General features: G+C 64.5%; 22 protein-coding genes, 2 tRNA genes and 2 riboswitches. Of the genes, 8 read left to right on the top strand and 16 right to left on the bottom strand.

Annotated elements, in window-relative coordinates:
• The first annotated feature begins 5 nt into the window (after nt 1–5).
• On the top strand, nt 6–3152 hold the full coding sequence (locus M1D87_RS09915) for an efflux RND transporter permease subunit (RefSeq protein ID WP_054572703.1): 3147 nt from the start codon (nt 6–8) through the stop codon (nt 3150–3152).
• Between the two features lie 161 nt (nt 3153–3313).
• On the opposite strand, the gene M1D87_RS09920 is transcribed toward M1D87_RS09915, so the two are convergent.
• The 13 genes from M1D87_RS09920 to nhaR form a co-directional block, all read right to left on the bottom strand.
• Nucleotides 3314–4651: an MFS transporter gene (locus tag M1D87_RS09920; RefSeq protein ID WP_123083627.1), complete on the bottom strand. Its 1338-nt coding sequence runs from the start codon at nt 4649–4651 to the stop codon at nt 3314–3316.
• A gap of 329 nt (nt 4652–4980) precedes the next feature.
• Complete coding sequence (locus M1D87_RS09925) at nt 4981–7131, bottom strand: TonB-dependent receptor (protein ID WP_123083626.1); 2151 nt, start codon at nt 7129–7131, stop codon at nt 4981–4983.
• A gap of 70 nt (nt 7132–7201) precedes the next feature.
• The gene (locus tag M1D87_RS09930; RefSeq protein ID WP_013971980.1) at nt 7202–7612 is read right to left on the bottom strand and encodes a DUF2946 family protein; all 411 of its coding nucleotides are present in this window, start codon (nt 7610–7612) and stop codon (nt 7202–7204) included.
• Nucleotides 7613–7695: 83 nt separating this feature from the next.
• A complete protein-coding gene (locus tag M1D87_RS09935; RefSeq protein ID WP_123083625.1) occupies nt 7696–8472 on the bottom strand; it encodes a ParA family protein in 777 nt (258 codons plus the stop codon).
• A 228-nt stretch (nt 8473–8700) separates the two neighbouring features.
• Nucleotides 8701–10272 carry a sensor domain-containing diguanylate cyclase gene (locus tag M1D87_RS09940; RefSeq protein ID WP_061550498.1) on the bottom strand — a complete coding sequence of 524 codons (1572 nt, stop codon included), beginning with the start codon at nt 10270–10272 and terminating at the stop codon, nt 8701–8703.
• A gap of 78 nt (nt 10273–10350) precedes the next feature.
• Nucleotides 10351–10830: a DUF2059 domain-containing protein gene (locus tag M1D87_RS09945; protein WP_123083624.1), complete on the bottom strand. Its 480-nt coding sequence runs from the start codon at nt 10828–10830 to the stop codon at nt 10351–10353.
• 111 nt (nt 10831–10941) lie between these two features.
• A complete protein-coding gene (locus tag M1D87_RS09950) occupies nt 10942–12282 on the bottom strand; it encodes an OprD family porin (RefSeq protein WP_123083623.1) in 1341 nt (446 codons plus the stop codon).
• Between the two features lie 16 nt (nt 12283–12298).
• Entirely contained in the window at nt 12299–13087 is a 789-nt protein-coding gene (locus M1D87_RS09955; RefSeq protein ID WP_123083622.1) for an ABC transporter ATP-binding protein, read from the bottom strand.
• The gene (locus tag M1D87_RS09960; protein ID WP_013971986.1) at nt 13084–14100 is read right to left on the bottom strand and encodes a FecCD family ABC transporter permease; all 1017 of its coding nucleotides are present in this window, start codon (nt 14098–14100) and stop codon (nt 13084–13086) included. Before M1D87_RS09960 ends, M1D87_RS09955 begins: the two co-directional genes overlap by 4 nt.
• Nucleotides 14100–15110 carry an ABC transporter substrate-binding protein gene (locus M1D87_RS09965; RefSeq protein ID WP_123083621.1) on the bottom strand — a complete coding sequence of 337 codons (1011 nt, stop codon included), beginning with the start codon at nt 15108–15110 and terminating at the stop codon, nt 14100–14102. The genes M1D87_RS09960 and M1D87_RS09965 overlap by 1 nt, the downstream gene beginning before the upstream one ends.
• Before the next feature lie 111 nt (nt 15111–15221).
• A riboswitch (cobalamin riboswitch) is annotated at nt 15222–15419 on the bottom strand.
• A gap of 28 nt (nt 15420–15447) precedes the next feature.
• Nucleotides 15448–16614 (bottom strand): DUF1624 domain-containing protein, encoded by a 1167-nt coding sequence (locus M1D87_RS09970; protein ID WP_123083620.1) that lies wholly within the window; start codon nt 16612–16614, stop codon nt 15448–15450.
• Between the two features lie 203 nt (nt 16615–16817).
• Complete coding sequence (locus tag M1D87_RS09975) at nt 16818–18944, bottom strand: TonB-dependent receptor (protein ID WP_123083619.1); 2127 nt, start codon at nt 18942–18944, stop codon at nt 16818–16820.
• Nucleotides 18945–19053: 109 nt separating this feature from the next.
• Nucleotides 19054–19261, bottom strand: a riboswitch (cobalamin riboswitch).
• A 35-nt stretch (nt 19262–19296) separates the two neighbouring features.
• Nucleotides 19297–20190, bottom strand: coding sequence for a transcriptional activator NhaR (nhaR, locus tag M1D87_RS09980; RefSeq protein WP_015269780.1), 894 nt, complete (start codon nt 20188–20190; stop codon nt 19297–19299).
• Nucleotides 20191–20323: 133 nt separating this feature from the next.
• Here nhaR and M1D87_RS09985 point away from each other — a divergent pair, with 133 nt between their 5' ends.
• Together M1D87_RS09985 and M1D87_RS09990 are read left to right on the top strand one after the other, a co-directional pair.
• Nucleotides 20324–20563 (top strand): hypothetical protein, encoded by a 240-nt coding sequence (locus M1D87_RS09985; RefSeq protein ID WP_015269781.1) that lies wholly within the window; start codon nt 20324–20326, stop codon nt 20561–20563.
• Between the two features lie 29 nt (nt 20564–20592).
• Complete coding sequence (locus tag M1D87_RS09990; protein ID WP_003260907.1) at nt 20593–21345, top strand: TerC family protein; 753 nt, start codon at nt 20593–20595, stop codon at nt 21343–21345.
• 131 nt (nt 21346–21476) lie between these two features.
• On the opposite strand, the gene M1D87_RS09995 is transcribed toward M1D87_RS09990, so the two are convergent.
• Nucleotides 21477–21653 carry a hypothetical protein gene (locus M1D87_RS09995; RefSeq protein WP_015269782.1) on the bottom strand — a complete coding sequence of 59 codons (177 nt, stop codon included), beginning with the start codon at nt 21651–21653 and terminating at the stop codon, nt 21477–21479.
• 165 nt (nt 21654–21818) lie between these two features.
• Between M1D87_RS09995 and M1D87_RS10000 the strand changes: the two genes are divergently transcribed.
• Nucleotides 21819–22553 (top strand): peptidase C39 family protein, encoded by a 735-nt coding sequence (locus M1D87_RS10000; protein WP_061302677.1) that lies wholly within the window; start codon nt 21819–21821, stop codon nt 22551–22553.
• Nucleotides 22554–22673: 120 nt separating this feature from the next.
• Here the strand turns inward: M1D87_RS10000 and M1D87_RS10005 are convergent, their stop codons facing one another.
• The gene (locus M1D87_RS10005; RefSeq protein ID WP_013971994.1) at nt 22674–23957 is read right to left on the bottom strand and encodes an NAD(P)/FAD-dependent oxidoreductase; all 1284 of its coding nucleotides are present in this window, start codon (nt 23955–23957) and stop codon (nt 22674–22676) included.
• 201 nt (nt 23958–24158) lie between these two features.
• Between M1D87_RS10005 and M1D87_RS10010 the strand changes: the two genes are divergently transcribed.
• The 4 genes from M1D87_RS10010 to M1D87_RS10025 all read left to right on the top strand — a co-directional run bounded on the left by M1D87_RS10010 (nt 24159) and on the right by M1D87_RS10025 (nt 25844).
• Nucleotides 24159–24235: transfer RNA gene (locus tag M1D87_RS10010), tRNA-Val, on the top strand.
• A gap of 166 nt (nt 24236–24401) precedes the next feature.
• Nucleotides 24402–24478, top strand: a tRNA-Val gene (locus tag M1D87_RS10015).
• A gap of 131 nt (nt 24479–24609) precedes the next feature.
• Nucleotides 24610–25179 carry an SPOR domain-containing protein gene (locus M1D87_RS10020; RefSeq protein WP_003260952.1) on the top strand — a complete coding sequence of 190 codons (570 nt, stop codon included), beginning with the start codon at nt 24610–24612 and terminating at the stop codon, nt 25177–25179.
• A 239-nt stretch (nt 25180–25418) separates the two neighbouring features.
• Nucleotides 25419–25844 (top strand): HD domain-containing protein, encoded by a 426-nt coding sequence (locus M1D87_RS10025; protein ID WP_003260953.1) that lies wholly within the window; start codon nt 25419–25421, stop codon nt 25842–25844.
• A 12-nt stretch (nt 25845–25856) separates the two neighbouring features.
• On the opposite strand, the gene M1D87_RS10030 is transcribed toward M1D87_RS10025, so the two are convergent.
• Entirely contained in the window at nt 25857–26099 is a 243-nt protein-coding gene (locus M1D87_RS10030; protein ID WP_123083617.1) for a DUF1654 domain-containing protein, read from the bottom strand.
• Between the last annotated feature and the right edge of the window lie 107 nt (nt 26100–26206).

Raw genomic sequence — 26206 nt, forward strand, 5'->3', positions numbered from 1 at the left:
CCTGCATGTTCGAACGCCTGATCCAATTCGCCATCGAGCAGCGCCTGGTGGTGATGCTGGCCGTGGTCCTGATGGCCGCGGTGGGTATCCACAGCTACCAGAAACTGCCGATCGACGCTGTACCGGACATCACCAACGTCCAGGTGCAGATCAATACCGCCGCGCCCGGCTATTCGCCGCTGGAGACCGAGCAGCGCATCACCTTCGCCATCGAGACCGCCATGGCCGGCCTGCCCGGGCTCAAGCAGACCCGCTCGCTGTCGCGCTCGGGCCTGTCGCAGGTCACGGTCATTTTCGACGACGGCACCGACCTGTTCTTCGCCCGCCAACTGGTCAACGAGCGCCTGCAAGTGGCGCGTGAGCAGTTGCCCGCTGGCATCGAAGCGGGCATGGGGCCGATTTCCACCGGGCTGGGTGAAATCTTCCTGTGGACGGTGGAAGCCGAGCAAGGCGCGCTGAAGGAGGACGGCACACCCTACACCCCGACCGACTTGCGGGTGATTCAGGACTGGATCATCAAGCCGCAGTTGCGCAACGTGCCCGGGGTGGCCGAAGTCAACAGCATCGGCGGCCATGCCAAGCAGTACCTGATTGCGCCGGAGCCCAAGCGCCTGGCGGCCTACAAACTCACCCTCAACGACCTGATCGCGGCGCTGGAGCGCAACAACGCCAACGTCGGCGCCGGCTACATCGAGCGCAATGGCGAGCAGTTGCTGATTCGCGCGCCAGGCCAGGTGGCGTCGGCCGAGGACATCGCCAATATCGTCATCTCCAGTGTCGATGGCACGCCAATCCGCGTCAGCCATGTTGCCCAGGTCGGCCTGGGCGAAGAGCTGCGCTCGGGCGCGGCCACCGAAAACGGCCGGGAAGTGGTGCTCGGCACGGTGTTCATGCTGATTGGCGAGAACAGCCGCACGGTGGCCCAGGCGGTCGCCGCCAAGCTGGTCGAGATCAACCGCAACCTGCCCAAGGGCGTGGTCGCGGTGACGGTGTACGACCGCACCAACCTGGTGGAAAAGGCCATCGCCACGGTGAAGAAGAACCTGGTCGAGGGCGCCATCCTGGTCATCGCCGTGTTGTTCCTGTTCCTGGGCAACATCCGCGCTGCACTGATCACCGCCATGGTCATTCCGTTGTCGATGCTGTTTACCTTCACCGGCATGTTCAGCAACAAGGTCAGCGCCAACCTGATGAGCCTGGGCGCACTGGACTTCGGCATCATCGTCGACGGCGCGGTGGTGATCGTGGAGAACGCCATCCGCCGCCTGGCCCACGCCCAGCAACGCCATGGCCGCATGCTGACCCGCACCGAGCGCTTCCATGAAGTGTTCGCTGCCGCCCGTGAGGCGCGCCGGCCGCTGATCTACGGCCAGTTGATCATCATGGTGGTGTACCTGCCGATCTTTGCCCTGACCGGGGTGGAGGGTAAGATGTTCCACCCTATGGCCTTTACCGTGGTCATCGCCCTGCTTGGTGCCATGATCCTCTCGGTTACCTTCGTGCCGGCGGCCATTGCCCTGTTCGTCACCGGCAAGGTCAAGGAAGAGGAAGGCCTGGTAATGCGCACGGCGCGTCAGCGCTATGCCCCGGTGCTGGCCTGGGTGCTGGGCCGGCGCAAGCTGGCATTCGCTGCCGCCGCTACCTTGGTGTTGTTGTCCGGGGTGATGGCCAGCCGCATGGGCAGCGAGTTCATCCCCAGCCTCAGCGAAGGCGACTTTGCCCTGCAGGCCCTGCGCGTGCCGGGCACCAGCCTGTCGCAGTCGGTCGACATGCAGCAGCGCCTGGAACAGGCGATCATCGCCCAGGTGCCGGAAGTGGAACGGGTGTTCGCCCGCACCGGCACCGCCGAGATCGCCTCCGACCCGATGCCGCCGAACATTTCCGACGCCTATGTGATGCTGCGTCCGCGTGAGCAATGGGGCGACCCGGGCAAGCCGCGTGATGAGCTGATCGCCGAGGTACAACGCGCCGCCGCCAGCGTGCCGGGCAGCAACCACGAGCTGTCGCAGCCGATCCAGCTGCGCTTCAACGAGCTGATTTCCGGGGTGCGCAGCGATGTGGCGGTGAAGCTGTTCGGTGATGACATGGACGTGCTCAACCGCACAGCCGCGCAGATCGCCAGCAGCCTGCAAGGCGTGCCGGGCGCGTCCGAGGTAAAGGTCGAGCAGACTACCGGCCTGCCGGTGCTGACCATCGATATCGACCGCGACAAGGCGGCCCGCCATGGCCTGAACGTGGGCGATGTGCAGGACGCCATTGCCATTGCCGTGGGTGGCCGCACGGCCGGCACGCTGTACGAAGGTGACCGCCGTTTCGACATGGTGGTGCGCCTTTCGGAAACCCTGCGCACCGATGTCGACGGGCTGGCCAGCCTGCTGATTCCGGTGCCGGCCAGTGCTGCTGCGGGTGCCGGGCAAATCGGCTTCATCCCGCTGTCGCAGGTGGCCACGCTGAACCTGCAGCTGGGGCCGAACCAGGTCAGCCGCGAGGACGGCAAGCGGGTGGTGGTGGTCAGTGCCAACGTGCGCGGGCGTGATCTGGGCTCGTTCGTCGAGGAGGCAGAACAGACGCTGATCCAGCAGGTGCAGATACCGCCGGGTTACTGGACCCGCTGGGGCGGCCAGTTCGAGCAGCTGCAGTCGGCGGCCGAGCGCCTGCAGGTGGTGGTGCCGGTGGCCTTGCTGTTGGTCATGGCGCTGTTGCTGATGATGTTCAACAACCTCAGGGATGGCCTGCTGGTGTTCACCGGCATCCCGTTCGCCCTTACCGGCGGGGTGCTGGCGCTGTGGTTGCGGGACATTCCGTTGTCCATATCCGCTGGCGTGGGGTTCATTGCCTTGTCAGGGGTGGCGGTGCTCAACGGGCTGGTGATGATCGCCTTTATCCGTAGCTTGCGGGAGGAGGGGCGCACGCTGCGGGCAGCGGTCGAGGAGGGCGCGCTGACGCGCTTGCGGCCAGTGCTGATGACGGCCCTGGTGGCGTCGTTGGGGTTCATCCCGATGGCCTTGGCTACCGGGACCGGGGCCGAGGTGCAAAGGCCGCTGGCGACCGTTGTGATTGGCGGGATTCTGTCGTCCACCGCACTGACCTTGCTGGTGTTGCCTGCGTTGTATCAGTGGGCGTATCGGCGCGAAGAGGTGCAGGAGGGTTGAGATCCGGGGGCCGCTTTGCGGCCCTTCGCGGCGGTTCGGCGTCCCGACTTGCCCGCTCCCACAGGTGTGTCGCTGAACCCATGGTTTGCGCAATCCCTGTGGGAGCGGGCAAGTCGGGACGCCGAACCGCCGCGAAGGGCTGCAAAGCAGCCCCCAAAATATCAAACGGTACTACGGGCTCCGGGCCGCGCGCTCTCCGATCCCGCCTCATCATGCAACGAAATCCGCGAAGTCTCCGGCAACGCCAACCCACCCACCAACGCCACCAGCGCAATCACCACCAGGTAGAACGCCGGTGCCAGGCTGCTGCCGGTCTGCCCGATCAGCCAGGTCGCCACCAGCGGCGCGGTGCCGCCAAACAGTGTATAGGCCACGTTGTAGGTAATTGCCGAAGCGGTATAGCGGGTGCGGGTGGGGAAGCTTTCCGACAGCAATGCCGCCGTGACCACGCCACTGCACAGCGCTCCCACTGCCAGCAGGATCACTCCCAGCAGTGCACCGGGCATCGAGCCGGAACTGGCCAGCCAGTACGCGGGGAACACGCACAGCATCACCCACAGGCAGGTAAAGCCGATGGTCTTGCGTCGCCCCACGCGGTCCGAGAACGCTCCGGCCAGCGGGCAGCCGACTGCGGCGAACAGCAGGGCCACGGTGGTTACCAGCAGCGATTGCGCGCGGGTCAGGTTGCCGACCAGTTGCAGGTAAGTGGCGAAGTAGGTGGTGAACATGTAGAACGACAGCGCGGTCAGCGAGATGAAAGCCCCCAGGTTGCGGATCGCCCGGCCATGGTTGCGCAGGGTTTCCTTGAGCGGCGAATGTTCATGCTCCTTGCCTTGGGCGATGGCTTCGCGGAACGCCGGTGTTTCTTCCATGCGCCAGCGCAGGTACAGGCCGACCAGCCCCAACGGCGCGGCGATCAGGAACGGGATGCGCCAACCCCATGCATTCATCGCCTCGGCCGACAGGCTGGCTTCCAGGCCATAAGCGATCACCGCCGCGCAGGCAAAGGCGGAAAAGGTCGACACCGGCACGAAGCTGCCATAGAAGGCGCGCTTGTCGTTGGGCGCGTGCTCCATCAGGTAGGCGCAGGCCCCGGCATACTCGCCACCGGCAGAAAAGCCCTGCAGGCAGCGCGCCAGGGTCAGCAGCGCGGGGGCTGCCAGGCCGATGCTGGCGTAGGTCGGCAGCAGGCCGATGAGGGTAGTGGAGCCGGCCATCAGCAGGATGGTCAGCGACAGGATGCGCTTGCGCCCCAGGCGGTCACCCAGCGCGCCGAACACGATGCCGCCCAGCGGGCGCAGGGCGAAGGCCACGGCGAACACCGCAAAGGTCTTGAGCAAGGCCACGCTGGCGTCTTCGCTGGCGAAGAACTGGCTGGCGATCAGGGTTGCGAGAAAGCCGTAGACGGCGAAGTCGAACCATTCGACGAAATTGCCGATGGCCGAGGCGGCGATCACCCGGCGCAGGGTGGCGGGGGATACCTCGTTAGGTGTGGGCATGCGAGTGCTCTCCGGTTCCATTGGCAGGCATGATGAAAGTGGCGCTGTCGTGCAGCGCCATCATTGTTGTGCTTGCCAGTAGATCGCCGGGTGCTGGAGGACGCTTTGTCGAGGGCGACCTCGGGATGCCTGATTCAACCGCGAGCTGTTCGCTTGGCACGGTCCACTGTAGGAGCGGCCTTGTGTCGCGAAAGGGCTGCGCAGCAGCCCCTCGATTGCAGCTTCGCCACTGACATCGCCGGGGCCGCTTTGCGGCCCTTTCGCGACGCAAGGCCGCTCCCACAAGAGCCAATGCAGGCCGGGATGTTCATGCAAGACAGGCCATGCGCTCAGAAGCGCATGTCCAGCGCCAGTTCGAAGGTGCGCGGCGGCCCCATGTAGTACTGGCTGTTGTAGGCCTGCTTGGCATACACCTCGTCGGTCAGGTTGCGTACCCGACCGGTGAGCGTGGTGTGTTCATCCAGCCGGTAGCGGGCGAATGCACCGAACAGGGTGTACGCCGGGGCCTTGAGGCTGTTGGCGTTGTCGGCATACACCGAGCCCACGTAGCGCCCGTCTGCCCCCACCGACCACGCCGGGGTCAGGCTGTAGGTCAGCCACAGGTTGGCGACGTTGGCCGGTACGTTCACCGGTGCGTTGCCCTTGCGCGACACCGACACGCCGTTGACCGCCTCGTTGAACTCGTCGTACTGCGCATCGACATAGGCATAGTTGGCCTCGGCCAGCAGCTTCGGCGTCACCTGCAGGCGCCCGGACAGCTCGATACCGCGGGAGGTCTGCTGCCCTGCCTGGACCGTGAGGTTGGCGTCGTTGGAGTCGCGCACGGCAAAGTCCTTGCGCACGATCTGGTACAGCGCCAGCGTTGCCGCACCGCGCCCGTCGAGAAAGTCGAACTTGCTGCCCACTTCCCACTGCTCGCCCTTGGACAGGTCGAACATCCCGACGTTGGAATAGGTCGCCGCCGCCAGCGAGCCTGCCGGCAGGTCGGCAGAGGTACTGTACTGCGCATAGACGCTGGCGGACGGGGTCAGCGCATAAGTCAGGCCGATACGCCCGGAAAGCGGTTCCCAGCGGCGTTCGAAGAACGCCGGCGAGGTTGGCGTCACCGCGCCGTAGTTGGTCACCTGCATGTCCAGGTAGTCGTAGCGCAGGGCGGTCAGCAGGGCCAGGCGTTCGGTGAGTTGCACGCGGTTTTCGGCAAACACCGCGCGGTTGGTCACCTCGTGGCGGCGTTGCGTGGTCAGGCCGGCATTCACCCCGGGGATGTCGTCGAAGCTGCCGGGGGCGAAGTGCTCGGCATCGACCACGTCGCTCCAGCTGCTCGAGGTGGGGTAGAGGGTCTGGCGCATGCGCGAGTACTCCAGCCCCAGCGACCACTGGCTGGCCAGGCCGAACAACTGGTTGTCGTGGCGCAGCTCGATGCGGTCGCCCAGCAGGTTCTGGTCGTGGCGCTGCAGGTAAGGGCTGCTGCGTCGTACCTTGCCATCGCTGGTGTAGCTGTAGCGTTCGAGGTTGCGGTAGTCGCGCTGGGCGTTGTAGTGGTACAGCGTGTTCTGCACGCTGGTGCTGTCGCTGAGCTGGTAGTCGAGGATCGAGCGTAGCCAGCGTACCCGCTGCTCATAGCGGCCGTCGCCGACGTTGTAGTTTTCGAAGCGGCGGCTGTTGTCGATCTTCATCGTGCTGCGCCCGGGCAGGATCGGCGAGCCCCAGTAAGGGCTGTCTTCGCGGTCTTCCTGGTATTCCAGGGCCAGGGTGTGGGTGAGTTTGGGCGTGAGGTCGCTCAGCAACGAAAAAGCCAGGCTGTCTGTGTGCCGTTCGTTGCGGTCGATGTAGCCGTTGCCCTGCCCGCGGCTGAAGTCCAGGCGCATGAAGTGGCGGGCATCGGCGGGGTTGCTGGCCAGTGCCTGGTTGATGCCGAACGCCACTTCGCTGTCGTCGAAGCTGCCATGGCGGATACGGCCGTCGATGGTCTGCTGATCGCGGCTGGCCAACTTGGTGATGTAGTTGATCGAGCCGCCGACAGCACCGGCACCATGCAGGAACGACGACGGCCCGCCGATCAGTTCGACGCGGTCGAGTACCCAGGCATCCACTGGCCGGGTGGCGCTGCTGTAGCCCAGGTTGATGCCGTTGTACAACTGGGTGACCTGGTTCTGGGTGAAGCCGCGGTAGGCGACGAAGCCGCCAAAGCCCGGGTTGGCCGAGGCGTTGACGCCGGTCATGGCGTTTATCACGTCCTGGCTGTCCTTGGCGCCGCGCTCTTCGATCAGGCGGCGGTCCGAGACGCTGACCGAGGCTGGCGTTTCCCGCGCGGTGAGGCCCAGGCGCGAGCCAGTGCGGATCGGCTCGTCCAGTTGCACGCCGCTGGCGGCGTCGCGTTCACCGTCGATGGTGGTGGCGCTCAGTTCTACCGGGGCAGCATCCGCCCAGGCAACGTTGCAGGTGCCCATGAGGAGCACCAGGGAGGTTTTGCGAAGCATGTTGGTGTGTCTTCCACGCAAAGGTCATGGCTGACCGCGAGCGCGCGCAGTCAGGCGCGCCCGGCTGAGGTCAGGCGAAATGAGGTACGGCTGCGGGGAAGGTGGCAGGGGAGGCGCGGGGGTTGAGGGCGGGGCGTTGATAACGCGGCGGCGGTTGCGCCCAGCTGCGCACCACGATGGGCGAGGTTGCCACGGCTTGCGCCGGGGTGAACGACCAGCCGCTGCTGCTGAGCGGCACGGCCAGGCCGAACGAGGAGCACACCGGGCAATCGAGCTGGGCCATGTGCTGGTCGCCGCCAGCGCCTTCCAGGTCGATGGCTACGCCGTGTTCGCTGTTGATCGAGCAGAAACCGCCTTCCAGGCCGGCCAGGCGCAGGCCACCCATCTGGCCATGGTGCAGGCCACACAGAACCAGGCTGAACAGGACGCTGGCGTAGAGCGTCCAGGCGGTCAGCGTGCGGGTGTGCCGGGTGGTTTTCATGGCGGCGAATCTACCACCCGGACGAACGGTCGGGTAGTGCTTCGGCCTTGATATTTTGCGGCGCTTTGCGCCCCGGGGTTCTGTCAGGCCGCACGCTCCAGTACATCCAGCAAATCGACGAACTCCAGCGCCAATTTGTGCCGCGGCGCCAGGTGCACCAGCGGCACCGAGGTATGGTGCGACTCACGCATCTTGATCGAATGGCTAAGGTATACCGGCAGCACCGGCATGCCCTCGCTGCGCAATTGCTCGACCAGGGTCTGGTGCAGTGCGGTGCGCCCGGCGAACTGGTTGACCACAACACCTTCCACCAGCAGCGCCGAGTTGTGGTCCTGGCGCAGTTCTTCGACCTCGGCCATGACGTTGTGCAGGGCCTGGCGCGAGAAACTGTCGCAGTCGAACGGAATCAACAGCCGCTCGGCCGCTACCAGCGCGCTGAAGGTATAGAAGTTGAGCGCCGGTGGGGTGTCGATGTAGATCCGCTCGTAGTCCTCGCCCAGTTCCACCAGCAGCTTGCGCAGCTTGTTGATCTTGAACTTGCGATCCAGCTTGCCTTGCAGGTCGCTGAGGTCGGGGCTGGCGGTGACCAGGTGCAGGTTGCGGTAGCGGGTCTCGGTGATCGCCACCCGGTGCTTCTTGCCGGCAGCCGTGACCGGCGACAAGGTCTGGCGGAAGAAATCGGCGATGCCGGAAGGAATGGCGTCATTGACCAGCCCGGTCAGGTAGTAGGTGGCATTGGCCTGCGGGTCGAGGTCGACCAGCAAGGTCCGGTAGCCTTCGGCGGCACTGGCTGCGGCCAGGTTGCAGGCGATGCTGGACTTGCCGACGCCACCTTTCTGATTGAAAACCACACGACGCATCAGACGTTCATCCATGAAGTGAAAATGTCAGGTTGGGGTCAATCCTATGACCGGAACAAGACAGTTTCATGACAATGAATGTTACAGCCTGCCCATTCATTATTGTGTGTTCCGGCCCTTTCGCGGGTGAACCCGCTCCCACAGGTTATGCACCGCCCTTGAGGGCTACGGGGTACCTGTGGGAGCGGGTTTACCCGCGAAGAGGTCGGAACAGGCAAGCAAGGGCGCTCAGGCAACAACCACCCGATTGCGCCCCTCCTGCTTGGCCCGGTAAAGCGCCCGGTCAGCCTCGCTGAACGCATCCCCCGGTTCGCTCTCGGCCTCGCCATCCCAATGCGCCACCCCCAGCGACACCGTCACCGCGCCCACCGGCTCCACCGGCGTATCCTGCACCGTTAGCCGCAGCCGCTCGGCCACCCCTGCCGCAACGTCCAGGCTAGCCCCCGGCAGCAGCATCAGGAACTCCTCGCCGCCGGTGCGGCACAGCAGGTCACCCTCGCGGCAGCAGCGGCGCATCAGCTCCGCCAACCGGCGCAACACCTGGTCACCCACCTCGTGCCCGTGGCAGTCGTTTACCCGCTTGAAATGGTCGACATCCAGCACGATGGCCGCAAACGGCCGGCCTTCGGCTTCCAGCAACGACAGGCTGAACTCCAGGCTGCGGCGGTTGCCCAGGCCGGTCAGCGGGTCGGTCTGGGCGTCGCGGTTGAGCCGACCGATGCGTTCATGCAGCAGGTTCAGCCCGAACAGCAGCGCACGCTTCAACTCGGCCGCCTCGAAATACCAGGCCGGTACCCGATGCAGGCGTTCGGCAGTGCCGGCCCGATCCATCGAGCGGGCGCCGGCGGCCAGCTGCCACAGCGGCCGAGCGATGGTCATGGCCAGCCACCACAGCAGCATGCTGCCCACGAGTGCCAACGGCGCGGAGGTGCCGACCACGTTGAGGATCAGATGGCTCAGTGGCATCACCGTCTGGGTCAGCGGCTGCTGCGCCACCACGCCCCAACCGGCGCTGGGCACGGTGGCGTATCCGGCGAGCATTTCCACGCCGAGGCTGTTGGTCAATTGCCGGGTACCATTGCCCAGGCCCGCCAGCTGGTCGATCAGTGCATTGCCCTCAACCACCGTACCCACCCGCTGACTGTCGGGGTGGTACAGCAGGCGGCGGTTGCGGTCGACCACGTACAGGTAGGAACCGTCCTTGTAGAAATGCTCGCCCAGCAGGCTGTTGAGAATGTTGTGTTCACGCAGGTACAGGCTGCCGCCGACATACCCCAGGTAGCGGCCGTTGCTGTCGTAAATGGGTTGCGACAGCGCCACCACCAGGTTGTTGGCCGCCGAAATGTAGGGCGTCGACACCAGTGGGCGGCGCGCCTGTAGCGCCTCCTGGACACCGGGAGAATGCATGTGCCTGCCGACCAGGTGCCGCAAGGGGGCGGGAGAAACCGCCAGCAGCACCCCGTTGGCATCGATCACGAACGTGGAATTGAAGGCCATGCTCTGGCTCAGGACACGCTCGGCCTCCGCCTGCAGGGCGACGGCGTCACCCAGCTGGCGGCCTTGCACGCCCGCGCTGAAGGACAGCTGTTGCAAGGCGTTGCCGATAAAAGTCTCGGTAATGCTGGCCAGCTTCATCGCATACACCCGGTTGGCTTCCAGGGCGTGGTCGATCAGCAATTGGCGTTGCACCCGGTAGCTGGCGAAATAGCTGGCGCACAGCATCACCACGGCGGTAAGGGCGCAAAGCACCAGAATGAGTGTGCGTAGATCCAGGCGCAGTCCGTGCTTGGTGTGTGGCAATCCTGACCTCGAGTGATCAAAAACCGGCTACGAAATGTTGGCAACATTACGCGTTATGGGCGCAGTGGGGAACTGCGTTCAGGAGCCTGCGTTTTCCAGCGAGTCCAGCTCGTCTTCAACCTGTTGCATGCGCTGCTGCGCCAAGGCCTGCACCTTTGCGTCGCGGGCCGATTCGCGCATCAGGGCAGTGAGCTTCTCGCTCAGGCGCTTGCCGGCCTCGGTGTCTTCCAGGGCGCGGGCCTTGGCCGGGTCCCGGGTGGCCTCGACGATGGTGGCGAACTCGGCATCGCTGAAGTTCTTTTCGCTGTACAGGCGGAACAGGTCCTGGCGCTGGTCCTCGACCGTCAGGTGCTTGCGCAGCACGCCCTGGATGGTCGCCTGCGACAGCTGCGGGTGCGTGCGGCCGAGCAGCGCGGCCATGCGCTCGATGTTGTGCGTGTAGGCATCCTGCAGCGGCAGCTGGGCCAGGATCTGTTCTTCGCGGGAGGGTTTCTGGTCGCAGGCGGTGAGGGCTGCAGTCAGCAGCAGGGGCAACAGCAACTTCTGGAGGCGAGGCATGGTGTGGCCTGGTTGGGCAGTGAGTACTGCCGATTATACGGCAGTTGTGGTCGCCTGATGGATTTTGCGGGCCGCTGCGCGGCACCAGGATTTTTCAGGCAACGCGATACATCAGAACCCACCCCCCAACGGCCATTCCACCGCCAAGCGTATCTGGTCCCCATCCAGCTCCGCCTGCGCCGTATTGCCCCGATGCACGTTATGCCGCAGCGAAAACGCGGTGCCTTTGGCCTTGCCGCTCTGCACCACATAGCGTGCCTCCAGGTCGCGCTCCCAATGCTTGCCCCCCTTGCCATACCCCAGGTAGGCATACCCTCCCGCAGGGTCGACATGGGTACCGTCGATATCGAACCCGCGCACGTACAACGCCGTCAGGTTCAACCCCGGCACGCCGTAGGCGCCCATGTTCAGGTCATAGCGCGCCTGCCACGACTTTTCGTTCGGCGCGTTGAAGTCCGACATCTGCACCGCGTTGGCAATGAAGATCGCCCCTCGCGTCACGTAGTCGAATGGCGTGTTGCCGTCCACCTGCTGCCAGCCCAGGCTGAAACCGTGCGGCCCATGGTCGTAACGCGAGACGAGGCTCCAGGTGGTGTTGTCGATGCGCCCGGACAGCGCCTTGCCGGTGTCGGTGGTGCGGTAAAGGTTGAGGTCGAGGGTGAGGCTGCGGCGCTCATCCAGGGCATGGCTTAGGGTGCTGCCCAGGTAATGCTGGTTCCAGCTGTCCTGGTAACGTGAGGTGTACAGGCTGCCGCTGAAGGCGGCGCCGGGGTTCCACACCACGCCGGCCAGGTCGAAGCTGTTGCCTTGGCGGCCATTGGAGTAGTTCACCACGAAGCCTTGGTCGTGGCTGGATGCATTGCGGTCGGTGTTTTCATTGAAGTGCCCGGCCACCAGCCTGAGGTCGTCGAACTCGGCGTTGTCAAGGAAGAACCCGGTCGCTGTCTCGGGTAGCAGGCGGCTGTCGGATGAACTGAACACCGGGGTCTTGACCCGTTGCTCACCGTAGGACAGCACAGTATTGGCCATGCGCAGTTTCAATGCTGCGCCGGCACGGCTGTATTCGTTCTTCGGGTGCCCCTCGTTATCCACCCCGAGCAAGCGTGCCTTGCCCACGCGCCCGCCACCGCTGTCGAGTTGCACGCCCAGGTAGGCGTGGGCGTCGACCCCGACACCAATCAGCCCCTGGGTGAAACCGGACCGGAAGGTGCCCATCAGGCCATAGGCCCATTCCTCGGCCTTGCCGCTACGTTCATCGCGCGGCTTGTAGGCGTTGCGCCCGGCACTGTTGCGCCCGCCATGCTTGTAGTCGCGCTGGTCGAATACGCTGCGGTTGAGCAGGCTCCAGCGGCCATCCTCGACAAAACCGTTGCTTTGCGATTGGGCGGAGTCGGCCAGCGCAGGGGGCGCGAGCAGGGCGCTGGCGAGCAGCAAAACGACAGGGCGCGGCATGGGCAGAACTTCCTGTTCAGGGGGCGCGAAAACGCAGGATGTGCGCGCCGTCGAAGGGGTCGATGAGGTAATGGGCGTGCACGCCGAAGGTGTTCAGCAGGCGCTCGGGTGTAAGCACCTCGAGCGGTTTGCCGAGGGCGACCAGGCGGCCCTTGTCGAGCACCGCGACGCGGTCGCAGGTGAGCGCCTGGTTGAGGTCGTGCAGGGCCACCAGGGTGGTCACCGGCAGGGCCTGCACCTGTTGCAACAGGCTCAGCTGGTGCTGGATATCCAGGTGGTTGGTCGGCTCGTCCAGCAGCAGCACCTGCGGCCGCTGTGCCAGGGCTCGGGCGATGTGCACGCGCTGGCGCTCGCCCCCGGACAGCGACCCCCAAAGGCGTGCGCGCAGGTGCAAAGCGTCGAGGTCGGCCAGGGCTTGCTCGACGATCACACGGTCTTCCCGGGAGAACGGCGCCAGCACCGACAGCCAGGGGGTGCGGCCCAGGGCAACGGCATCGAACACGCTGATCGCATCGAGGGTGTCGGCCTGCTGTTCGACCAGCGCCAAGGCCTGGGCGACACGGCGGCGGGGCAACTGTGCCAGCGGTTCGCCCAGCAACTGCACACTGCCGTTGCCTGGCTTGCGCAGCCCGGCCAGCACCTTCAGCAGCGAGGACTTGCCGGAACCGTTGGGGCCGACGACGCCCAGGGTTTCACCGGCGACAACGCTCAGTTCGATATCGCTGAGCACGGTATTGCCGGCCAGTTGCAGCCCCAGGTTCTGGCAACTCAAGGGGGCCAGCTGTAGCGCCGTCATGACCGTCATGGGCGCCCCCGGCGGCTGACCAGGATCAGCGCGAAGACCGGTGCGCCGAGCAGAGCCGTGACTACGCCCACGGGGATCACCTGGCCAGGGATCAAGATGCGCGACAGGATGTCGGCGGCAATCAGGAACAGTGCCCCGCCCAGTGCGCTGGCGGGCAGCAGGCGGCTGTGCCCGGGGCCGAGCAGCAGGCGCAGGGCATGGGGGATCACCAGCCCGACAAAACCGATGGCGCCGACGATGGACACCATCACCGCGGTCACCAGCGCCGCGCAGCTGATCAGCAGCAATTGGGTACGCCGCACCGGGATGCCCAGCGACGCCGCCGAGTCGGCACCGAAGGTGAAGGCATCCAAGGCACGGCGATGCCACAGGCACACCAACAGCCCGAACAGTACAACTGGCACGGCCAGCCACACCGAAGGCCAACGTACGCCACTGAGGTTGCCCAGCAGCCAGAACAGGATGCCGCGCGCCTGCTCGGCGGTGGCCGACATGGTGATGAGGAAGGCGGTAAGGGCGTTGAACAGTTGCGAGCCGGCGATCCCGGCAAGGATCACCTGGGCATTGTTGCTGCTGGGGCCGGCTGCCCGGGCCAGCAACAGTACCAAAGCGAACGCTGCCAGGGCACCGATGAACGCGCCGCCGGACATGCTCAGCGCCAGGCTGCCGAAGCCCAGCAGGCCCACCAGCACCGCACCGGTCGAGGCGCCGGCAGACAGCCCCAGCAGGTAAGGCTCGGCCAACGGGTTGCGCAACAGTGCCTGGAGGATCACGCCGCAGGTGGCCAGGCCGGCGCCGCAGGCCGCGGCAACCAGGGTGCGGGGCAGGCGGTAGTTCCAGACGATGCCGGCGTCGATCGGGTCGACCGGGTAGCCGGCCTGCCACAGGTGGTTGGCCAGTACCTGGCCGACCACGCCGGGCGACAGGTTGGTTTCGCCGATGGCGGTGCCGGCCAGCAGGGCCGCCAACAGGGCGGCCAGGGCAACGGCGATGCAGGGTAGCAGGCGCATCATCACTGGGCTGCTTTGCCGCTGGCGAAGGCGGCGGCCAGTGTCTGCAGGCCGCTGAACAAGCGAATGCCGGCCTGCATGGCGTCGGCGTCGAGGATGATGATGCGGTCGTGCTTCACCGCGTCCATGTTGCGCGTCACCGGGTCGCTACGCAGGAATGCCAGCTTCTTCTGGTAGTCGTCGGCGGGGTAGCGGCGGCGGTCCATGCGGGCAATGATCAGCCAGGTGGGGTTGGCCTTGGCCAGGGTTTCCCAGCCTACGGTCGGCCATTCTTCGCTGGACTCGACCACGTTGCGCACGCCAAGGGTGCGCAGCATGAAATCGGCGACCCCCTGGCGGCCCGCCACATAGGGGTCGATGTGCAGGTCGGCGCTGGAGAACCAGAACAGCGCCGAGGTGGCGGACAGGTCCTTGTCGACCAGTTGCGCCTTGGCACTGTCCAGGCGGCCTCTGAGCTCGGCATTCAGGGCTGTGCCACGGTCCTGCACGTCGAAGATTGCCGCCAGCTGGCTGACGCTCTTGTAGATAGTGTCGACCTGGAACGCCTGCAGGCGGGTGCCATCGGCACCCACCAGGTTGTCCTTGCCTTCGCAGTCCGATGGCAGCAGGTAGGTGGGGATGCCCAGTTCATCGAACTGTTCGCGGGTGGCGACCGCCCCCTGGGCACCGACCATCCATTCGAACTGCACCGTCACCAGTTGCGGGCGCTTGCCCACTACCGCCTCGAAGCTGGGCTCGTTGTCGGCCAGGCGAGGCACCTTGGCGTTCTGCACCTGGTACTCGGGCAGCACATTGTTGAACCACAGCGAGGTGGCCGCCAGTTTGTCGCCCAGCCCCAGCGCGTAGAGCATCTCGGTACTGGCCTGGCCAATGGTGACCGCGCGTTGCGGCGCCTGGGCGAAGGTTTGCGGCTTGCCGCAGTTGTCGACCGTCAGCGGGTAGTGGGTGGCAGCAGCCTGGGCCAGGCCGGTGAGGCCGAGGCCGGCGAGCAGGGTGGCAAAACGGGGCAGCATGCTGGGCGATCTCCTATCGGACAGTTCGGGTGAGGAACGCACGGACAGGCATCGCCGAGCCCCAGCTGGCGGCAGGGGCAACACTGATGGCCAATCCCGGACACCCCGCCGGTTGGTGAATGTAGGCCGGCAGGTCTCCTGACTGGTGCGTCATGGCCTGGCTCCGGCCTTCCCGGGTTCGTGGCCCAGTGGCATTGATGGAGCAGGCTCGGCACCTACAGTTGCGGGGGCAGTTCCGTTTGGCCCGAATTGGCGGGCCTGGGATTCCCTATTGATTCCGTGGTGGAAACCGGCGGCCGGCATGGTAGACCATCGTGCCGCCGGGTGAAAACGCTTTTCAGAAGTACTTCAGCCAGGTGATGTCGCGCCGCCGCGCCTTCAGGCGGGCGAACCAGCGCACCGGCCGGTACAGCGAAACTGCCAGCAGCACTGCCCCCAGCCACACCGCGGCGATGCCATCGAAGCCGAAGTAGTCGCCATGGTTGCGGCCGAACAGCGCCACGCTGGCCAGGTACAGCAGCTTCAGTACATACAGGTGCAGCAGGTAGAAGAACATCGGTGCCGCGCCGAACACCGCCAGGGCACTGATCCAGCGGGCCTGGCCGGCGCGTTCGAAGGCGCGCAGCAACAGCAGGCCACAGCCCAGGGTCAGGGCCAGGAACAGCAGCGACGGCGGGTACTTGGTGATGTTGAAGAAGCTCATCAGGGTTTGCGTGACGGTCGGGTAAACGCTCCATGGTGCCTCGCCGTAGCCGTTGACCAGGCGCAGCACGACAAAGCCCAGCAGCGCGATCAGCCCGGCCAGCAGCAGGCGATGCTGGCGTTGGCCGGCCTCGCTCGCGCGGGCGAACCAAGGACCCAAGCCGTAGCCCAGGGCGATGACACCGATCCACGGCAGCACCGGGTAGGAGGTGCGCAGGCGCAGGCTTTCGGAGAACTCCAGCCAGCCCCGGTCATGCAGGATCGCCCATGGCACGTGCAGGGCGGATTCGACCCCGAAGTGCAGGCCATCGAGCAGGTTGTGGCCGGCGATGATGATTGCGCCCACGGCGATCAGGGCGGCACGTGGCAACCACACCAGCAGCGACAGGGCGATCATGCTCACGCCGATGGCCCAGATCACTTGCAGGTAGATGACGCTGGGCGGCAGCTGGAAGGTCCAGGCGAAATTGACCAGGGTGAACTCCAGCACCACCAGGAACAGCCCGCGCTTGAACAGGAACGCCGAGACATCGCCGCGGCCCTGGTGTTTCTCGCCATACAGCCAGGCTGAAAGGCCGGTCAGCAAGACGAACACCGGCGCGCACAGGTGGGCCAGGGTGCGGCTGAAGAACAGCGTGGGCTCGGTGGTATCGATGGCCATCGGGTCACTGACCTGGCGGTGCAGGAAGAAGGTTTCACGAACGTGGTCCAGGAGCATGAACAGGATTACCAGGCCGCGCAGGGCGTCGATGCTCTGCAGGCGCTGGGTGAGCAGGGTGGGGGTGGCACTGGCGCTTGTCATGGGAGGTCGCTGATAGGAATGGATGTCAACTGAAACGTTATCTTATAACTAAAGCGTGACGTGGCGGTAGATGTTTTTGTGCTACCTGTGCCGGCCTCTTCGCGGGTAAACCCGCTCCCACAGGTACCTCACCGTATTTGAATTCTGTGATATCCCTGTGGGAGCGGGTTTACCCGCGAAGAGGCCGGTGCAGGCAGTTCAGATCAGAAGCTGTAATCCACCGTCGCAAAGTACGACCGTGGCATCCCCATCAGCCACTGCTGGCCACTGAACGCCGACTGCACATACTCACGGTCGAACAGGTTGTTCAACTGCAACCCCAGCCGCACATCCGGCAACACCTGCCAGCCGATGTCGGCATCCACCACGGTGTAGCCGGGGGCGCTCTGGGTGTTGGCGGTATTGGCATAGCGCTCGTCCACATAACGCGCGCCAATGCCGGCCTCCAGCCGCTGGCCGAAGCCTTTGCTCAGCCACAGGTTGGCGGTACGCCGCGGGACATTGGCCGGGCGATTGCCCGCACGATCCTGTGCCATGCCGCCGACCATTTCGTCGAAGTCGTCGTACCTTGCGCGCACGATCGCCGCATTGGCCGACACCTGCCACTGGTGCGCCAGCGCCAGTTCCAGGGTTGCCTCCAGGCCATCGGACGTCTGCTGGCCAGCCTGTTGCTTCTCGTGGGTGATCGGGTCATCCACCAGCAGCTTCTTCTTGACGATGTGGTAGGCCGCCAATGTCCATTCGCCACGCCCGTCCCAGAAGCGCTGCTTCAGGCCCACTTCGGTCTGCCTGGCTTCGGTCAGGTCGTAGTGCATCTGGTTGGCGCTGAGGCTGATGAGGTTGTCGACCCCATCCTCGCTGGTGGAGTACTGGCCATACAGCGACAGGTCGTCGCTGACCGCAAACACCAGCCCGGCACGCCAGTTGCCGCCTTGCAGGCTGCGGTCGCTGCGACTGTCGGTGGTCAGTTTTTCCTGGTCGATGTGGTTCTGGTCGCGGCGCACGCCGGTGACCAGCGACAGGCGATCGCTCAACTGCAGGCGGTTTTCGGCAAACAGGACAAAGGTGTGGGTGGTGGACAGCGTTTGCGGGCGTAACGGCGAGGCGCTGTGGAACCAGCCTGGTTGCGGCTGCCACGGGTCGACGTAGTCCCCGCCCATATCGTTGTAGGGCGCGTTGCTGTCGACGTTGAAGCGGATCTTGTTGTACTCGGCGCCGACCACGGTCTTGCTGGCCAGGCCAAACAGCCTGTGGTCGAGGGTGAAGGCCTGTCGGTCGCCGAACTGTTCCTGGTTGTGCTTGATCTGCAGATAGCTGCCGCGCAGCAACTGCTGGCGCCCGGCATCCCAGCTGTACTCCTCGGCATTGCGCCAGTGACGGCGGCTCTTGATGTAGTACAGTTGGTTGCTGGCGCTGAGGTGATCGTTCAACGTCCAGTCGGTATTCAGGCGGGTCCATTCATCGACGTAATGCTGCACGTCGTCCTGCACGTTGTAGTTCTTCTTGCGCAGGCTGCTGCGGTAGTGGCCGTCGATCAGCGGGGTGCCGTAGTAGTTGGCAGGCTGCGCATCGCCGCGGTCGTGAGCGAGGGTGAAGCTGAGGTCGTCGCTGGCATCGAAGCGCAGCGCGGCGCTCAGCGCCAGGCTGCGTGACGGGGTGCGGTCGACCCAACCGTTACCGGTTTGCTGGTTCAGGGCCAGGCGGTAGCTCAGGCGCTCACCGAGGCTGCCGCCGCTGTCCAGGCCGAGCTGCTGGCGGTCCCACGAACCGTAGCCCAGGCGCAGGTGGTTGCGTACCTCGCCGGCAAACGGCTTTTTCGGGATCACGTTGACCACCGCCCCGGTGGCGCCTTCGCCATACAGCACCGAAGCCGGGCCGCGAATGACATCGATGCGCTCGACCATCCACGGGTCGACCGGGAACGTCTGGGTGCCGGCACCGGTGTACAGGCGTGCGCCGTCGAACAAGGTCATCACCGAGCCGTGCCCGGTAAAACCGCGGGCGGACAGCCCCGTGCCGCCGTCGCCAGGGGAGCCGATGTAGCTGATGCCTGCTGAGCGGGTCACCGCGTCCTGCACGGTGAGGTTGTTGCGCTGCTGGATCTGCTCGGCGCTGATGCTGCTGGTGCTGGCCGGTGTCTCCAGGGCGCTGAGGCCCAGGCGCGAACCAGCCTGGGTCGGTGTGGCCAGGTCGATGGCGTGGCTGTCGAGCGTGTCGGTGATGGCCGTGGAGGGCAGGGCCAGTGGTTGTCGCTCGAGGTCATCGGCCAGGGCCGGCAGGGAAACGGCCAGGCAGGCCGCCAAGGGGTGAAGCTTGAAGATACGGGACATGTCGTTCCACTACTGCAGGAATGAATGGATCCCGGTGGAAAACACGCAAAGGCGCACCGTGCACGCAGGCGCACGCACGGATACCGGCCTGCGCCCGCCCACCGCGGGTTGCCAAGTGAAGCTCCAGGCCGGTCTCCGGGCTTGCGAGGGGCATGAAACCTTCACCTTCCCATGCAAGTGCACAGTGGTATCTCGAAGGGTTCGCTCGCTTACCGTTGCGGGGGCAGCGCCGGACTTGTCGTGGGCAACACGACGCACCGGCTTCCCGTTTCACCCTGCGCGCGGCGGCGCAGGGCACCTGAAACTGGCGGGCATATGACCATTGAAACGCGGGAGGCGTCAAATCTGCCTGCTACCAATGAAACAACTCTCGTCGCGCCCCCTCGGTAATCGCCACGATCCCCGGGTGCTTGACCTTGCGCTCCACCGAAATGGCATAGAACGACTCGTGCACCGCCTCGGTCTGCCCGATCAGCTCCACGCCGTACTGGCGGCACACTTCCTCGGCGATCACGCTGGGCGCAACGAAGATGCCGCTGCCCGACTGCCCGAATGCCTGCATCAATGCACTGTCATCGAACTCGCCCACGATCCGTGGCTGCACCTGCTGCTCACCCAGCCAGCGCAGCAGGCGGCTGCGTACCACGGTTTCCTGCCCGGGGATAAGCAATGGCGCATCCTGCAGGCAGGCGGGGAAGGGGCCTTCCAGGCGTTGTGCCAGCGCCGGGGTGGCGAAGAAGCTCAACCCACACTCGCCCAGTTTCTGGCTATAACCCTTGATGTCCAGGTGGCTGGGCATGGGGCTGTCGGAAATCACCAGGTCCAGGCGCTGGATCGCCAGGTCGGCCAGCAGCCGTTCGAGCTTGTCTTCGCGGCAGTTGATGCGCAGCACGTCGTCCAGCTCCATGGTCGGTGCCAGCAGGCGGTAGACGATGGACTTGGGCACCACGTCCGCCACACCCACGCGGAACAGGATCTGCTCCTGCGGGCCGGCCCGCAGCATGGCCTCCAGTTCGCTTCCCAGCTGGAACATCTGCTCGGCATAGATCAGCGTCTGGCGCCCGGTTTCGGTCAATTCCAGCTGGCGCCCCACGCGCTGAAACAGCTCCAGACCATAGGTCTGCTCGAACAGGCTGATCTGACCGCTGATGGTTTGCGGGGTCAGGTTCAACTGTTCGCTGGCGCGGGCGATGCTGCCGGTCTTGGCCACGGCCCAGAAGTAGTGCAACTGCCGATAGTTGAGCATCGGTATCGTTCCGGATTCGTAAAAACCGAAGTATAACCGCTGAAAATACGAATTTTCCGGATGTGTTGCGCTCTTTAGAATGCGACTCCATCAGGCGCCGTGTGCGCCGCCGGAACATGAAAGCGAGGAACCCATGCTGCAACTAAAATCCATCGGCACGCCGCTGGTGCTGGCCTTGGCCCTGTTCACCCTGGCCGGTTGCGAGCAGGCCGAGAAATCCGCCCAGCAGATGCTCGACCAGGCCGCGCAGTCGGCCAAGCAGGCAATCGACGACACCAACAAGGCCGCACAGCAGGCGTTGAGCGAGGCCATCGGCAGCGAAGGGCAAAAGCCCAAGGACGCCGACAACAAAGAAGACACCCAGGAAATCTGACCCCCAACCGCTGCTGCAGGATTTGAACAATGGAATACTTGCTGGAACTCGTCGCTAGCCCTACCGCCTGGGTTGCCCTGGCTACGCTGGTGGCCATGGAAGTCGTGCTGGGCATCGACAACCTGATCTTCATCTCCATCCTGACCAACAAGCTGCCGGTGGAATACCGCTCCAAGGCGCGCCGTATCGGTATCAGCATGGCCCTGGTCATGCGCCTGGCCTTGCTCAGCACGGTGGCCTGGATCGTCCAGCTGACCGACCCGGTGTTTGAAGTATTCGGCAATGCCTTCTCCTGGAAGGACGTGATCCTGATTGCCGGTGGCCTGTTCCTGCTGTGGAAGGCGACCAAGGAAATCCACGAGAACGTCGACCCGCACGGGGCCAAGGAAGAAGCCAAGGTGTCGTCGACGGTTACCCTGGGCTTTGCCGCGGCGATCTTCCAGATCCTGTTGCTGGACATCGTCTTCTCGGTAGACAGCATCATCACCGCCGTGGGCATGACCGAGCACCTGCCTATCATGATCATTGCCGTTATCACTGCCGTGATCGTCATGATGGTGGCCGCCGACCCGTTGGCCAACTTCATCAACGACAACCCGACCGTGGTGATGCTGGCCCTGGGCTTCCTGATCATGATCGGCATGACGCTGATCGCCGAAGGTTTCGGCGCCCATGTACCGAAGGGTTATGTGTACGCGGCCATGGCCTTCTCGACGGCGATCGAGATCCTCAACATCCTGGCCCGTCGGGCACGGTTGAAGCGTGAGGCGGCTGAAGGTTGATGTGAAAAAGCGGGGCGCTTGCGCCCCGTTCGCGGGTGAACCCGCTCCCACAGGTCCCCGCCGTTTCTGAAGGCAGTGGAGGACCTTGTGGGAGCGGGTTCACCCGCGAATGGGCCTCGGAAATCTCTGAATCAGTGCACCCCGGCATGCCGCCGCGACCGGCGCACAGGCTGTGGCTTGGCGGGGGCCTGCGGTGGCAGGTGGTGGTGGGAATGACGCCGCACGATACGCAGTACACCCCATAGCATGGCGGCTGCAACGCTCAGCCACATGCCAACCAGCATGAGGATTGCCATGGTCAGGCTCATCTGTGCCTCCATCTCTACGGGCCGCGCTCGGTCGCCGACGCTGGCCTTCCAGACACTGCTTTAGTCTAGTCTTTCGCCTGTGACGTTCCATTGACCAAAGGTCTATTGCTTGGTCCGATTTGCTCCTAAGCGGTGTCGGACTATACCCGCGCCGCTGTCCGACCTATGATCGGTGGCCAGAGCCGGGCGCTGCCTGCCCGGCGTTGGAGCAAGCGAGTGTCCATGCAGCAACCTTCCTTCAAGACCATCCCTCGTCGGCTGCTGGCTGCCTGCCTGGTTGCAGCCAGCCTGGCCGGTTGCGCCAGCGCACCCTCCGGCAACCTCAAGGGCCTGCCGCAGCGGGTCGAGATCAGCAGCGTGCCGTTCTACCGTGGCAACGCCAACCACAGCGGGGCCATGGCATTGGCGGCAGTGCTGTCGCAACAGGGGGCTCCGATCACGCCGGGGCTGCTGGACAAGCCGCTGAACCTGCCGCAGGGCGCCGAGGCGCTGGACACCAGCATCCCCCGGGTGGCGCGCGACTACGGCATGGTGGTGTATCCGCTGGACAAGCAGCTGGACGCGCTGTTGACCCAGGTGGCGGCGGGCAACCCGGTGCTGCTGCGTTACGAGGATGGTTCGGCCTGGTGGAGCGAGCCACGCTACGCCGTGCTGATCGGCTACGACCGCTACAAGCAGCGGGTGCTGTTGCGCTCGGGCATGCACCGCCGGCAGTTGATGGCGTTCGATGACTTTGCCTCGGCGTGGGCGAAGCTTGGGAGCTGGGCGGTGCTGGTGCAGCCACCTCGGCAGCTGCCAGCCCAGGTGGACCGCCAGCGCTGGTTGCAGGCTGCCGATGAACTGGCCCGGGCGGGGCAGGAGATTGCGGCGAAGCAGGCTGTGAGTAGCCTGAACAAATAGCTTTGTCTGTACCGGCCCTTTCGCGGGTAAACCCGCTCCCACAGGAAACCCGCTGCCCTCAGGTCCAGTGATGTCCCTGTGGGAGCGGGTTTACCCGCGAAGAGGCCAGCCCTGCCTACATCAGAAGCCCAGGCGATCGCGCAGGCTGTAGTACCAGGCCCCAATGGCGCTGAACGGCACGCGCAGCATCTGGCCACCCGGGAACGGGTAGTGCGGCAGGCCGGCGAAGGCGTCGAAACGCTCGGCCTGGCCACGCATGGCCTCGGCCAGCACCTTGCCCGCCAGGTGGGTGTAGGTCACGCCGTGACCCGAGCAGCCCTGGGAGTAGTAGATATTGTCGCCGATACGGCCAACCTGTGGCAGACGCGACAGGGTCAGCAGGAAGTTGCCGGTCCAGGCGTAGTCGATCTTCACGTTTTTCAGTTGCGGGAAGGCCTTGAGCATCTTCGGACGGATGATCGCCTCGATGTTGGCCGGGTCACGCGCGCCGTACACCACGCCACCACCGAAAATCAGGCGCTTGTCGCTGGTCAGGCGGTAGTAGTCGAGCAGGTAGTTGCAGTCCTCGACGCAGTAGTCCTGCGGCAGCAGGGTGCGCGCCAGTTCGTCGCCCAGCGGTTCGGTGGTGATCACCTGGGTGCCGCATGGCATGGACTTGCTGGCCAGCTCCGGCACCAGGTTGCCCAGGTAGGCGTTGCCGGCGACGATGATGAACTTGGCGCGGACCTTGCCCTGCGGGGTGTGCACCACCGGGTTGGCGCCGCGCTCGATGCGTACGGCCGGGGTTTGCTCATAGATGATGCCGCCCAGCGACTCGACCGCAGCGGCTTCGCCCAGGGCCAGGTTCAGCGGGTGGATATGGCCGCCGCTCATGTCCAGCATGCCGCCCACATAGTTGTCGCAGGCGACCACTTCGCGGATGCGCTTCTGGTCCATCAGCTCCAGCTGGTTGTGGCCGAAGCGTTCCCACAGGCGCTTTTGCGACTCCAGGTGGCCCATCTGCTTGCTGGTGAGGGCAGCGAACACGCCACCGTCCTTCAGGTCGCACTGGATGTTGTACTTGGCCACGCGCTCACGAATGATGCGCCCGCCTTCGAAGGCCATGTGGCCCAGCAGTTGGGCCTGCTTGGGGCCGACGGTGCGCTCGATGACGTCGATGTCGCGGCTGTAGCTGTTGACGATCTGGCCGCCGTTGCGGCCCGATGCGCCGAAGCCGACCTTGGCTGCTTCGACGATGCTCACCTTGAAGCCGTTCTCCAGCAGGAACAGGGCGCTGGACAGACCGGTGTAGCCGGCGCCGATGATGCACACATCGGTTTCCACCTCACCCTGCAGCGCCGGACGTGGCGGCACCGGGTTGGCCGAGGCGGCGTAGTAGGACTGGGGGTAGGGGGTGTTAGCCATGCTGCAGGAACCTCGTGTTTTATATTTTTAACGAATGTACCGATGCTATCAATAATAATAAACACCCGCTAGTCGTCCGTTGAAAATCCTTTACTCGGTCCCCGCCAGCACTTTTCTATAAAGAGTTTAAGATTCAGTAGGTTAGCGCGAAAAAAAGTGTTGACAGGGTTTTTGGAATGGGTAGAATGCGCACCACACGACAGGCACATAGCTCAGTTGGTTAGAGCACCACCTTGACATGGTGGGGGTCGTTGGTTCGAGTCCAATTGTGCCTACCAAATCGAAGAAGGGGTGATCCGCAAGGGTCACCCCTTTTTTCATTGGGTTCTCGCGGCCTGGTGCTGCGCAGCAGGCCCTTATGCACGAATTCGCAAAGTTTTTGATTTTTCTGAAAAAAACGCTTTACAGGTACGCATTCGATCACTAATATGCGCACCACACGACAGGCACATAGCTCAGTTGGTTAGAGCACCACCTTGACATGGTGGGGGTCGTTGGTTCGAGTCCAATTGTGCCTACCAAATCGAAAAAGGGCGATCAGTAATGATCGCCCTTTTTGCTGTGTGCATGAAGCAGCGTGTAACGTTTGGTCGCGGTTCGGGGCATTGCCCGGCGTGCTAGAATCCGCCCCTTCGAATCTGGAGGTACACGCGTGCGCAAACTGGCTGTGGTAATGGCAGTGCTCGCCCTGGCGGGCTGTGAGAACGAGGTCGAAGGCGTGCACAAACAGGTGGCCGAACACCTGCACAACCCCAAGACCGCCAAGTTCGGCAACGTGCGGATCGACACCCAGGGCACCATCTGTGGCCAGGTCCGTGGCAAGGATGATGCCGGGCAGTACGAGGCCTACCGCAGCTACGTGGCCATCAAGCGCGATGGCCAGTACGAAATCATCGTCGACGACAGCGGCAACAACCTGCGCATCCGCGAGATGTGCGGCGGCGCCGAGCTGCAGCGCCGCGCCGAGGCCCTGGCTGGCCAGCCGGCCCCGCAAGGCTGGGATGTGGAAGTGATTCAGGGTGCAAACATGGGCGCGCTCAGCGACATGACCGCACGCCTGATCGAAAAGGGCATCCCGTCCTCGGTGGAGTACCGCGACGGCAAGCCGGTGGTGCTGATGGGGCCATTCCCCACCCGTGAGGAAGCCGAAGCGCGCAAGGCCGAGGTAATGGCCAAGCTGGGTACCGATTCGGTGGTGATTCAGCACGGCGCAGCGCGCTGAAAACTCTGTGTGAGTGGGGCTGTAGGAGCGGCCTTGTGTCGCGACGGGCTGCGAAGCAGCCCCACAGAATCTGCTGTGATGCCGAAATCCCGGGGCTGCTTCGCAGCCCGTCGCGACGCAAGGCCGCTCCTACAGGGCGTGCGCCAGCTTCCGGATTTCGAGCGGGCTAACGCGCGCTAGACATTGTCCGCACAGTTTTGGCTATGCTTGTCAGGAAGAAGCCGAACGGGGAGGGCCTCATGTCTACACTGGAGCGGGCCATTGCCGTGGCCGCCAGGGCGCATGAAGGGCAATACGACAAGGGTGGGGCCGCTTATATCCTCCACCCGCTACGCGTGATGATGCGGGTTTCCACAACCGAACAACGGATTGTCGCGGTGCTGCACGATGTGATCGAAGACACCCCGCTGACCCTGTCCGACCTGGCGCGCGAGGGTTTCGCGCTGAAAATCCTTGCCGCCTTGCTGGCGCTCAGCCGCCGTGAGGGCGAGGCCTACCAGGACTTCGTGGTGCGCCTGGGCGGTGACCCGCTGGCGCGCACCGTCAAGCTGGCCGATCTGGCCGACAACAGCGACCTTTCGCGCATCCCGTGCCCAGGCCCCACCGACCTGGCGCGGCTGGCGCGTTACCGCGAAGCCAGCGCCTACCTGCAGGCCTTGGCTTGAGGCTGAATGCAGTCAGTCTTCCTTAGGTACCGTCCAGAAAATCTGCACGCCGCCATCGTCGCGGTGGGCGAGGGTGACGTTATCGTTTTCGGCGATTTCCTCTAGCAGGGTTTCCCAATCTTCCGGGGTTTCCTGCTCCAGACGGAAGATCAACGCCGCACGGCTGCGCTGGGCAGTGGGGCTGTTGATGATTTTCTGAATGCGCATACCCAGTTGTTCATAGCTGCTTGGGGTGGCGGAGGCGGTGGTGGACACAAGTGTTTCCTTGTTTTTGCTGTATGCGCATACAGTATTTCACTGTAAGTAATTTCGCAACAGTCAGACAGCAAACGCCCCGCCTGGGCAGCGGGGCTGTTTGCATT

Source organism: Pseudomonas sp. SA233 (genome assembly GCF_054792385.1).